This is a genomic window from Actinoplanes sp. KI2 (assembly GCF_025630775.1).
In the GTDB taxonomy this organism is placed as follows: Bacteria; Actinomycetota; Actinomycetes; order Mycobacteriales; family Micromonosporaceae; genus Actinoplanes.
This window is the reverse complement of sequence record NZ_JAOSZE010000176.1, coordinates 1-341: the sequence shown is the minus strand read 5'-3', so window position 1 is coordinate 341 and position 341 is coordinate 1. Positions and strand designations below refer to the sequence as shown.

At 69.2% G+C, this 341-nt stretch carries 1 protein-coding gene; it reads right to left on the bottom strand.

What is annotated here, in order from left to right:
* Positions 1 to 13: 13 nt before the first annotated feature.
* The coding region (locus ODJ79_RS46845; protein ID WP_411267457.1) for an LGFP repeat-containing protein at positions 14 to 341 on the bottom strand (328 nt) is incomplete at its 5' end.

The following is a 341-nucleotide window of genomic DNA, read 5'->3' as shown; positions in this document are numbered from 1 at the left end:
GCCGCCCCGCCGGTCAGGAGTAGACGACCGTGACCGTTCCGGTGGCGGCGGTCCAGACGATCGCGCCGTGCACGAAGTTGCTGCGCCGGCCGGTCGGGATCGAGTATTCGTCGGTGGTGGGTGCGCCCAGCCTGCTGCCCATGCCACCCACCGAGAGGTACTTACCCAGGATCGCCCCGTGCACCTCGTGCGCGCCGGTCGACGCCGTCCAGTAGATGTTGCCGTGCTGGAACTGCGAGCCGTAGCCGCCGGTCAGCTTCGTCTCGTCGGACCGCGGGTAACCGAGGAAGCTCGCCTCGGCGCCCATCGACAGATACTTGGACCGGATGGCGCCCTGCACC